General features: G+C 69.8%; 8 protein-coding genes and 1 pseudogene. 4 read left to right on the plus strand and 5 right to left on the minus strand.

Going from position 1 to position 10,834, the window contains the following annotated elements; translation table 11 throughout:
* Positions 1-35 precede the first annotated feature (35 nt).
* Positions 36-560 (minus strand): DinB family protein, encoded by a 525-nt coding sequence (locus ACGF2Y_RS16720; RefSeq protein WP_392947471.1) that lies wholly within the window; start codon positions 558-560, stop codon positions 36-38.
* A 247-nt stretch (positions 561-807) separates the two neighbouring features.
* Here ACGF2Y_RS16720 and ACGF2Y_RS16725 point away from each other — a divergent pair, with 247 nt between their 5' ends.
* Complete coding sequence (locus tag ACGF2Y_RS16725; RefSeq protein WP_010064909.1) at positions 808-999, plus strand: AlpA family transcriptional regulator; 192 nt, start codon at positions 808-810, stop codon at positions 997-999.
* A gap of 50 nt (positions 1,000-1,049) precedes the next feature.
* On the opposite strand, the gene ACGF2Y_RS16730 is transcribed toward ACGF2Y_RS16725, so the two are convergent.
* Positions 1,050-1,802: a class I SAM-dependent methyltransferase gene (locus tag ACGF2Y_RS16730; RefSeq protein WP_392947474.1), complete on the minus strand. Its 753-nt coding sequence runs from the start codon at positions 1,800-1,802 to the stop codon at positions 1,050-1,052.
* Positions 1,803-2,162: 360 nt separating this feature from the next.
* Positions 2,163-4,511, minus strand: a complete 2,349-nt coding sequence (locus ACGF2Y_RS16735; RefSeq protein WP_392947475.1) for an MMPL family transporter — start codon at positions 4,509-4,511, stop codon at positions 2,163-2,165.
* A 158-nt stretch (positions 4,512-4,669) separates the two neighbouring features.
* Between ACGF2Y_RS16735 and ACGF2Y_RS16740 the strand changes: the two genes are divergently transcribed.
* The 3 genes and pseudogenes from ACGF2Y_RS16740 to ACGF2Y_RS16750 form a co-directional block, all read left to right on the plus strand.
* Positions 4,670-5,383, plus strand: coding sequence for a TetR family transcriptional regulator (locus tag ACGF2Y_RS16740; protein ID WP_392947477.1), 714 nt, complete (start codon positions 4,670-4,672; stop codon positions 5,381-5,383).
* Positions 5,384-5,535: 152 nt separating this feature from the next.
* Positions 5,536-5,856, plus strand: a complete 321-nt coding sequence (locus ACGF2Y_RS16745; protein WP_392947480.1) for a heavy-metal-associated domain-containing protein — start codon at positions 5,536-5,538, stop codon at positions 5,854-5,856.
* 244 nt (positions 5,857-6,100) lie between these two features.
* Positions 6,101-6,376, plus strand: a pseudogene (locus ACGF2Y_RS16750) (hypothetical protein); the annotation flags it as partial.
* A 560-nt stretch (positions 6,377-6,936) separates the two neighbouring features.
* Here the strand turns inward: ACGF2Y_RS16750 and ACGF2Y_RS16755 are convergent.
* A complete protein-coding gene (locus ACGF2Y_RS16755) occupies positions 6,937-8,235 on the minus strand; it encodes a citrate synthase (protein ID WP_392947482.1) in 1,299 nt (432 codons plus the stop codon).
* A gap of 215 nt (positions 8,236-8,450) precedes the next feature.
* The gene (locus ACGF2Y_RS16760; protein ID WP_392947485.1) at positions 8,451-10,658 is read right to left on the minus strand and encodes an ATP-dependent RecD-like DNA helicase; all 2,208 of its coding nucleotides are present in this window, start codon (positions 10,656-10,658) and stop codon (positions 8,451-8,453) included.
* Positions 10,659-10,834: the final 176 nt, after the last annotated feature.

Raw genomic sequence — 10,834 nt, forward strand, 5'->3', positions numbered from 1 at the left:
GCCCCAGCCCCCGGGCCCGATCGCCGGGCCCCGGGTCAGACCCCTGTACGCCCGTCGACGCGTTCGCGGATCAGGTCGGCGTGGCCGCAGTGCCGGGCGTATTCGCCGATCATGTGGGTGTAGATCCAGCGCAGCGTGACCTCCCCGCCCATGAACGGGCTGGTGTCGTCGAGCGCTCGGGCCGCGCAGTTCTGCCGGGCCCTCGCCACCTCGGCCTCCCACTGCGCGAGCGCCTGCTCATAGGTGGAGTCCTCGGTGAGGTCCCAGCCACCGTCGCGGCCCTCGGCCCCGTCCCCGCCGCCGGCCGGAGGGTCGAAGAGCGGCGGGACGTCCTCCTTCGCCAGGACCCGGCGGAACCAGTTCCGCTCGACCTCCGTCAGGTGCTGGAGCAATCCGAGGAGGGTGATCGGCGAGGGTGCCGCGGACGCCTCGCGCAGGCCCTTCCCGGGCAGGTCCGCGCACTTCTGGGCGAGGGTGGCCCGGTAGAAGTCGAGCCAGCTCTCCAGGGAGGTGCGTTCATCGGCGACCAGAGGGGGCATCGGGCGTTCGGAAGTACTCATGTCCTCCATCGTGGCACCCGGGTCTGACAGCGGCCGCCCTCCGCAACACCGGCCCCGGTTCGCCCCTTCTGGCACAGCAGTAACCGTTTCGGCACACATATCTCCGTTACGCGGGTTTTCTGTCACAGCCGGTCGACAGCCCCACCCCGCTTGCCGTCCGGGGTCGTTCAACCGAGCACAGGCTGAGTGATCGTCAGCTTGCGCCGCGGAGCGCAGCAGAGCAGAGAAGCGCAGAGAGGTGTCACTCATGACGGACAGAACACTCTGGTCCTACAAGGACATTGCCGCGCACATCCAGGTCCAGCCGGACACGGTCCGCTCCTATCGCAAGCACGGGCTACTGCCCCCGCCCGACCAGGTGAAGAACGGGAAACCGTATTGGTACGGCGACACCGTCCGAGCCTGGGTCGCCTCCCGCCCCCGCAACCGGGGCCGTTGACGCCCTGCCGCCCGACGACCGCCGGGGCGCCCCGCCCACGCCCCGGCCCGCTACCTCTGGGCGGCCGAGCGGAACAGGGCCGTCCAGAGGAACGGCTCCCCGAAGAGCGGGGATGCGGGAGCCTCGTCGTTCATACGGCGCAGCTCGATCTCCGTCAGGCCGGAGAAGATGCGGCGCAGCGCCTCGGGCGGATAGGCGAGTCCGCCCTGCAGACCCCCCGCCCGGTAGAGCTCGGCGTCCGGCAGCTCCGACCCCATCCCGCCCTCCCCGGCGGCGAAGCAGGTGAGGGTGAAGTAGCCGCCGGGCGCGAGGCAGCGCTCCAGGAGGGCGAGATAGCTGATACGCCGGTGGGGCGGCAGGTGGTGGAAGCAGCCGGAGTCGTGAATCAGGTCGTAGGGCCCGGCCAGGGCGGCCCCCGCCGCCGTCAGGGCGAACGCGTCACCGCGCTGGAACCGGATGCCGCGAGCCCCCGCCTCGTCGGCCCGCTCCCGGGCCCAGGCGATCGCCGCCGGGGAGAGGTCGACCGCGTCGACGTCGAAGCCGAGCGAGGCCAGGTGCAGCGCGTTGCGGCCGGGCCCGCAGCCGAGGTCGAGCGCCCGGCCCGGGGTGATCAGGCCCCGGCGGAGATACGCGTCGAGGCTCTCGTCGGGCTTGTCCACGAAGAACGGCACCTCTTTCGAACGGTCCGCGTAGAAGTCGTCCCACCACGACGCCCCGCCGGCCGTCCACCGGTCCGCCTCCGGGGCGAACAGCCCGTCCATCAACGCCAGTACGTCGTCCGTCGTGCGTACGTTCCGGTCCATCCGAGCCCCCTCTTCCGAGGAGGTAATTCTAGGCATCAGAGCATGAAATCCCAGGTCAACGGCCTCTCACTGATCCCATCGGTCGACCCCTGACGCCTTCCGGGCCGGGCGGAGGGCCCGGCCCCCGGCCGCCACCCGTTCGGTGTCGCGCGGGGCCACCGGAGCCCGTCCCGAGGGCATTTCCGGCCTCCCGGAGGACTGTTTCCGAACGGCTTCCGGAGGGCTTCCGGAGGGCTTCCGGAGGGCTTCCGGAGGGCTGTTCCCAACGGCCCCCGAGGGCTGTTCCGAATGGTTTTCCCGAAGGCTGTTCCGAACGGTTTCCCAGCCCCGGGCCCCGGCGCGGAGCCCCCTGCGCGGGCCTCAGCGTCCCGCCGGTTCGGCCATCTCCACGCCCGCCGCGGATATGTCCTCGGCCTCCGCCGTGGGTCCCGCGCCCCCGGGGCCGCCCCGGCCGTCCGGAGACTCCGCAGTGGTGGAGCCGGCCGGGACCGGATCCCCTTCGCTGAGGCCGAACTTGCGGTGGAAGGCGCGCAGGGGTGCGGGGGCCCACCAGGTGGAGCGGCCCATCAGCTTCATCACCGCGGGGACCAGCAGACCGCGCACCACCATGGCGTCCATCAGGACGGCGAGGGCGATGCCGAGTCCCAGCATCTTGGTGTTGGTGACCCGTGAGGTGCCGATGGCCACCATCACGACCGCGAGGATCACGGCGGCCGCGGTGATCAGCCCGCCGGTGTGCCGGAGTCCGAAGGTGACGGAGTGCTCGTGGTCGCCGGTGCGGTCGTACTCCTCCTTGATCCGGGATATCAGGAAGACCCCGTAGTCCATGGAGAGCCCGAAGGCCACGCAGAACATCAGGACGGGCAGCGTCGTCTCGATGTCGCCCGTACTGGTGAAGGCGAGCAGCCCGGAGAGATTCCCGTCCTGGAAGACCCAGACCACCGCTCCGAACATCGCGGTCAGGCTGAGGGCGTTGAGCACGACCGCCTGGAGCGGGATGAGCACACTGCCGGTGAGCAGGAAGACCAGGAGGAGGGTCGCCACCACGATGATCGCCAGTGCCCAGGGCAGCCGGTCGGCTATGGCGTCCTTGGAGTCGACGAGGACCGCCGCCGTGCCCGTCACCGAGGTGTCGAGAGAGGAGGCGGAGGGCACCGCTCTCAGGTCCCGTACGAGCTGCTGGGTCTCCTCGCCGACGGCATCTTCCCCGGGCAGCACGCTGTAGTAGGCGACGGAGTCCGCGGTGACCGGGCCGTCGACCCGCAGGACTCCGGGGAGCTGCTCGATCCGATTCTTCAGGTCCGCGTACTCGGCAGCGGAACCCTGCCCCTCGGCCAGCACCTCCAGCCCGCCGCCGGGGCTGCCGGGGAACCCGTCACGGATGTGCTCCTGGACGACCCGGGACTCCGCGCCGACCGGCAGCTGACGGTCGTCCGCCGTGCCGAACTTGACGCCCAGGAAGGGCAGTCCGAGCAGCAGGAGCCCGACGGTGGTGACGACGGCGAAGACGGGCGCCCTGCGCATCACCAGCACGGCGAGCCGCGCCCATCCCCGGCCGGGCGACGCGCCGGCGCCGTCGACGGAGGCCGCCCCGGAGCGGCAGGCCGCCGCGCCCGCCGCGCCCGCCGGGCCCTTCTTCCGGCGGCGGAGCATGCGACGCAGGTCCAGCGCGTTGATCCGGGGGCCGAGCAGCACGAGTGCCGCGGGCAGCAGGATCAGTGCGGCAGCGGCGGCCAGGAGGACCACGGCGATCCCGGCGTAGGCGAAGGACCGCAGGAAGTACTGCGGGAAGACGAGCATGGCCGACAGGGACACCGCCACGGTCAGCGCGGAGAACAGCACCGTACGCCCGGCGGTCCGCAGAGTCGTGCCCACCGCCGCCCGGGGGTCGGCCCCGCCGGCCAGCTCCTCGCGGAAGCGGCGGACGATGAACAGGGCGTAGTCGATGGCGAGTCCGAGGCCGAGGGCCGTGGTGAGGTTCATGGCGAAGACCGAGACGTCGGTGAACTCCGTCAGGCCTCGCAGCACGGCGTTGGTGCCGAGGATGGCGACGATGCCGACACCGAGCGGCAGCATCGCGGCGACGGCGCTGCCGAAGACCATGACCAGGAGGACGAGCGTCACCGGCAGAGCGATCAGCTCGGCCCGCAGCAGGTCTTCCTGGATGATCGTCTGCATCTCGTGCTGCACGGCGACGGGCCCGCCGAGGGAGACCGTCACCGGCCCCCGCTCCCCCGCGAAGGCGGGGGCTATCCGGTCGAGGGTCTCGCCCGCGGTCTTCTCGTCGCCCCCGATCCGGGCGGCGATGACCGCCTCGTGACCGTCCTCGGAGCGCAGGGCGGGCGAGGCGGCCTCCCAGTAGGACCCGATGCCCGAGATGCCCGGTTCGGCCTCCAGCCGGCCGACGAGGCGGGCGGCTTCGGCGGCCACCGCCGGATCGTCGACGGTCGCGGAGCCGCTGTCCACCAGAAGGAGCAGGTTGGGCTGGGAGGCGGGGAACTCCCGTGCCAGCACGTCGGTCGCATAGGTCGACTCGGCATCGGGGGCCTGCCAGCCGCCGCTGCCCATCCGGTCCGCCACCCCGCTCCCGGCGAACACGGCGAGCGCGGTGATCACCAGCGCGGCCAGCAGCGCGAGCCGCGGCCGGGCGGTGACGAGCCGGGTCCAGCCGCCGACCGGCGGTGGCACGGAACGGTTGACTTCGGACATGGTGCGGTGTCCCCTTCACCGAGACCCGGGCAGCACAAGGCAGCATGGGTCGATCGTTGCCACTTACCCTGGCAAACACGAGTAGTCGCTCGCGTTTCACTAGAATGCGAGTGAGTGCTCGTGTTTGTCAACCGCATCATGAGAGCCGGGGATTGACCGTGTCGGAGGCCAAAGCCACCCAGGACACCGCAGCGGACGGAGCGGACGACGGTTCCGCCGCCGGCGGAACGCCGGGCTCCGCCCGCCCGCGGCGCCGCCAGGCCCGCGGCGAGGCCCGTATCGCCCAACTCCTCCAGGCCGCCGCCAGCGTGTTCTGCACCAGCGGCTACACCGCGTCCAGCACCAACGCCATCGCCCGCGAGGCCGGGGTGTCGCCGGGCACGCTCTACCAGTTCTTCCCGAACAAGGAGGCCATCGCCGTCGAGCTCGGCGACCAGCTGCTCAACCGCTGGCGGGACACCTACGGCACCGCCTTCAGCCAGAGCCATATCGAACTCCCGCTCGACCGCATGCTGGACGCCATCCTCGACCCGCTGATCGCCTTCAACTGCGAGAACCCGGCGTTCTCCGTCCTGATGCACGGCTCGGAGATCCCCGGCCGGATCACCGAGGAGCACGACACGCTGCACGCCACGATGCTGACGCGGGTCGAAGCGGTGCTCGCCGACTACCTCCCGGACGCGCCCGCGGACCAGGTCCACCGGATCGCCGACATGACCTTCATGCTGTTCAAGGCCGGACTGGACCTGATCATGGCCCACGAGGGCGAGGAGCGTGCGGCCTACACCCGGGAGCTGAAGACGATCATGTTCCGCTACCTGGACCCCCTGGTCGGCGACGACGCGCCACACCGGACCCCGCAGGCGCCGTAGACCGCCTCGCCACCGGCCGACACGTGGCATCACCGGAGCAGATTGATACCCCCTAGGGGTATAGTACGGGCGGGACGGGGCGCCACGGAGTCCCCTGCGCCCCCACGCGCCCCACCGTGCCGCCGAAACGTGTTCGCGAAGAGGAGAACGTCATGACCGCCGAGACCACTGAGACCTCCCAGTCCACCGGTTCCTGCTGCTCGCCCACCGGCTCCTGCCACGACGGCGCCGCCGACGTGCGGATCGAGCAGACCGACTCGGTCACCACCGTGTACCAGGTCACGGGCATGACCTGCGGCCACTGCGAGGGATCCGTGTCGGAGGAGATCTCCGGGATCGCGGGCGTGACCTCGGTCGCCGCCGTGGCCGCCACCGGCCTGGTCACCGTCACATCCAAGGCCCCGCTGGCCGAGGACGCCGTCCGCGCCGCCGTCGACGAGGCCGGATACGAGCTCCTCGGCCCGGCCGCCTGAAGACCGACCCGCACCGGCCCGCACCGGCCCGGAGCCGCAGCACCCCGTTCACCGTCGGGCCCTGCCCCACCAGCCGATACGGGTGGGGCACGGCCCGATCCGCGCTTCCCCGGAGCCGGGTGACCCCGTCGCCACGGCCGAGAAGACCGGCCGCACGGACCGCCCCGCCGCACAGCCGGAACGGAAGGCAGCAGGGGCCGACGACGAGGCCGCCCCACCGCACGGCAGACCCGGGACAGGCCCGGGACCGGTGATGGGCACCGGGACGGATGCGGCGGTCGAGGCGAGCGGCCGCACGCCGGTTCGTGGAGATCTCAAGGTGACGGCTGACGCAATCCGCTTCTCCAGGCGTACGCTGACCACCGTCAGGGGCAGCCTCTTCCGGGCCTTCGGGCACAGCGTCGCGGCCTTGCTCCTGGCTGCAAGTGGCCTGCTCAACCCAATGATCACGGGAGTCGCTATGGCGTTTTCGTCCGCGTTCGTCGTCACGAGCGGCCTACGGTTGCGTGCCTTCACGTAACTTCCACAAAGAGATTTAGATCACACCGGTTTCAGGGTAACCATCCGGTGGGTTCACGAGTCTTAGAGTGCGATGCCACGGATGTCTTGGGGGACGTCCGATGGAGTGTCTTGGGGGACGCTCCTGTGGCAAGCGTTTGGCCGGGGCACGTGCACCGGGGAGCTTTGAGCGGCCCTCCCGTCCGTACGTACCCCGGCAGATCGCAGCGCAAGGGAACACAACAGAACAACGGGGGCTTCGGCTCCTGCAGACGCCCGGCCGGATCCCGTGGGGGGAATCCGCTCCGGGACATGGGAATCGTCCCGACCGTCGACCCGTGGGGGGATCGGCGGCGGGGCGTTTCTCGCTTTCCGGCCCCCTGTCACGTCGAACGCCCTTGAACCTCTCGCCTCAGCCCCTCCCTCTGGAGCCTCCCGCCCCCCCTGAAACGCCGAATCGCCCCGGACACCGCGCTCTGTGCGAAGCGCGGTACGCGGGGCGAAGGCAGTCGGCCGAAGAGGCCGGGCACTACGGGCGGTGCGGGATCCGGCGGTGCCGGACCCTGCGGTACGAGGTCCGGGTCAGCGGCCCTCGACCGGGACGAAGTCGCGCAGGACCTCGCCGGTGTAGATCTGACGCGGGCGGCCGATGCGGGAACCCGGCTCCTTGATCATCTCGTGCCACTGGGCGATCCAGCCGGGGAGGCGGCCGAGCGCGAAGAGCACGGTGAACATCTCGGTCGGGAAGCCCATGGCCCGGTAGATCAGACCGGTGTAGAAGTCCACGTTGGGGTAGAGGTTGCGCGAGACGAAGTACTCGTCGGAGAGCGCGTGCTCCTCCAGCTTGAGCGCGATGTCGAGCAGCTCGTCGGACTTGCCGAGCGCGGACAGCACATCGTGGGCGGCGGCCTTGATGATCTTGGCGCGCGGGTCGAAGGACTTGTACACCCGGTGGCCGAAGCCCATCAGGCGGACGCCGTCCTCCTTGTTCTTCACCTTGCGGATGAAGGAGTCGACGTCGCCGCCGTTGGCCTGGATGCCTTCCAGCATCTCCAGCACCGACTGGTTGGCGCCGCCGTGCAGCGGGCCCCACAGCGCCGAGATGCCGGCGGAGATCGAGGCGAACATGTTCGCCTGCGAGGAGCCGACCAGACGCACGGTGGAGGTCGAACAGTTCTGCTCGTGGTCCGCGTGCAGGATGAGCAGCTTGTCCAGCGCCGAGACGACGACCGGGTCCGGCACGTACTCCTGGGCGGGGACCGAGAAGGTCATGCGCAGGAAGTTCTCGACGTACCCGAGGTCGTTGCGCGGGTAGACGAAGGGGTGCCCGATCGACTTCTTGTAGGCGTACGCCGCGATCGTCGGCAGCTTCGCCAGCAGGCGGATCGTCGAGAGGTGGCGCTGCTCCTCGTCGAACGGGTTGTGGCTGTCCTGGTAGAACGTGGACAGCGCGCTGACGACCGAGGACAGCATGGCCATCGGGTGGGCGTCGCGCGGGAAGCCGTCGAAGAACCGCTTGACGTCCTCGTGCAGCAGCGTGTGCTGGGTGATCTCGTTCCTGAAGGCCGCCAGCTCGTCGACCTTCGGCAGGTCGCCGTTGATCAGCGTGTACGCGACCTCGAGGAACGACGAGCGCTCGGCGAGCTGCTCGATCGGGTATCCGCGGTAGCGCAGAATGCCCTGCTCACCGTCGAGGTACGTGATGGCGGATTTATAGGCGGCGGTGTTGCCGTATCCGCTGTCCAGCGTCACCAGGCCGGTATTGGCCCGGAGCTTCCCGATGTCGAAGCCCTTGTCGCCGACGGTGCTGTCGATCACCGGGTAGGTGTACTCGTCATCGCCGTACCGCAGTACTACAGCGTTGTTGGTGTGCTCGCTCACGTCATCCCTCACCGACGTAGTGCCTCTTCTTCGAGGTGCCCTGACTGTCTTCCACCCTCCCCCATTCGGCTCAGGAGAGTGCACTCGGGGTCGTCCATTGGACCTACTGACGGCACTGAGTGCCGCCAACTTACTCATCCTGCCCCCTTGACTGCGGTTCCGGAAGGCCTCCGTGATGTTTCCCACCGATTTGATCGATCATTTTTGCGCAGGGGTCACGCGAAGTCTTCGCCCGAGCCGCCCCGGAGCCGGAAATCCAGTGCCGTACAGCGTCTGCCTGCGGAAACCGTGCGGACCGCCTGGCCGATCGCCTTACGGGAACCGACGAGGACGACGAGCTTCCTGGCCCTCGTCACGGCCGTGTAGAGCAGATTGCGCTGGAGCATCATCCAGGCGCTGGTGGTGACGGGGATGACGACGGCCGGATACTCGCTGCCCTGGGAGCGGTGGATCGTCATGGCGTACGCGTGGGCCAGCTCGTCCAGCTCGTCGAAGTCGTAGCCGATCTCCTCGTCCTCGTCGGTGCGGACGGTGAGCTTCTGTTCGTCCACGTCCAGGCCGGTGACGACGCCGACCGTGCCGTTGAAGACGCCGTTCTCACCCTTGTCGTAGTTGTTGCGGATCTGGGTGACCTTGTCGCCGACCCGGAAGACGCGGCCGCCGAACCGCTTCTCGGGGAGGTCGGGGCGGCCCGGGGTGACGGCCTGCTGGAGCAGCCCGTTCAGATGGCCCGCGCCGGCGGGGCCCCGGTGCATCGGGGCGAGGACCTGCACGTCACGGCGCGGGTCGAGGCCGAATTTGGCCGGAATGCGACGGGCCGCGACATCGACGGCGAGCTTGCCCGCGTCCTCCGTCTCGTCCGCCACGAAGAGGAAGAAGTCGCTCAGCCCCTCGGTGAGCGGGGCCTGTCCCGCGTTGATCCGGTGCGCGTTCGTCACGACACCGGACTGCTGGGCCTGGCGGAAGATCCGGGTGAGCCGGACAGCGGGGACCGGGCCTCCCTCCGCGAGCAGATCGCTCAGCACCTCTCCCGCGCCGACCGAGGGCAGTTGGTCGACGTCACCCACGAGGAGGAGGTGGGCACCGGGTGCCACCGCCTTCACGAGCTTGTTGGCGAGCAGCAGATCGAGCATCGACGCCTCGTCCACGACGACCAGATCGGCGTCCAGCGGACGCTCCCGGTCGTACGCCGCGTCGCCGCCCGGCTTCAGCTCCAGGAGCCGGTGCACGGTGGACGCCTCGGCCCCGGTCAGCTCCGCGAGCCGCTTGGCGGCCCGCCCGGTGGGCGCGGCCAGCACGACCTTGGCCCGCTTCGCGCGGGCCAGCTCGACGATGGAGCGGACGGTGAACGACTTCCCGCAGCCGGGCCCACCGGTCAGGACGGCCACCTTCCGGCTGAGCGCGAGCCGTACGGCCTCCTCCTGCTCGGGCGCGAGCGAGGCCCCCGTACGCGTGGCGAGCCAGGCCAGGGCCTTGTCCCAGTCCACGTCCTGGAAGGCCGGCATCCGGTCCTCCCCGGTCCGCAGCAGCCGCCGCACCTGTCCGGCGAGGGACAGCTCGGCCCGGTGGAAGGGGACCAGATAGACAGCCGTGATCGGTTCGCCGCCCTCGGGGGACGGCACCTTCTCCCGGACGACGCCCTCCGGATCGGCGGCCAGCTCCGCCAGGCACTCGATGACCAGCCCGGTGTCGACCTGGAGCAGCTTGACGCCGTCCGCGATGAGCCGCTCCTCGGGGAGGTAGCAGTGCCCCTGGTCGGAGGACTGGGACAGGGCGTACTGGAGGCCGGCCTTGACCCGCTCGGGGCTGTCGTGCGGAATGCCGACCGCCTGGGCGATCCGGTCGGCGGTGAGGAAACCGATGCCCCAGACGTCGGCGGCCAGCCGGTAGGGCTGGTTCCTCACGACGGAGATCGAGGCGTTCTCGTACTTCTTGTAGATGCGGACGGCGATGGAGGTGGAGACGCCGACGCCCTGGAGGAAGACCATGACCTCCTTGATCGCCTTCTGTTCCTCCCAGGCCGCCGCGATCATCTTGGTGCGTTTGGGGCCGAGGCCGGGGACCTCGACGAGCCGCTTCGGTTCCTGCTCGATGATGTCGAGGGTGTCCACGCCGAAGTGGGTGGTGATCCGGTCGGCCATCACCGGCCCGATCCCCTTGATCAGCCCGGAGCCGAGATAGCGGCGAATGCCCTGGATGGTGGCGGGCAGCACGGTGGTGTAGTTCTCCACGGTGAACTGCTTGCCGTACTGCGAGTGCGAGCCCCAACGGCCCTCCATCCGCAGCGACTCGCCTACCTGCGCGCCGAGCAGCGCACCGACCACGGTGAGGAGATCCCCGGCTCCGCGCCCGGTGTCGACGCGGGCGACCGTGTATCCGTTCTCCTCGTTGGCGTAGGTGATCCGCTCCAGGACGCCAGTCACTTCACAAACACCCTGGCGACTCGACTGATCCACGTCACCAACCCCCTGTGACCTGGGCCACATTTGTTTGGTGAAGTGGGATCCGCTCCAGGACGCCAGTCACTTCACAAACACCCTGGCGACTCGACTGATCCACGTCACCAACCCCCTGTGACCTGGGCCACATTTGTTTGGTG

The sequence above is a fragment of the Streptomyces sp. NPDC048142 genome (assembly GCF_043202835.1).
Lineage (GTDB): Bacteria > Actinomycetota > Actinomycetes > Streptomycetales > Streptomycetaceae > Streptomyces.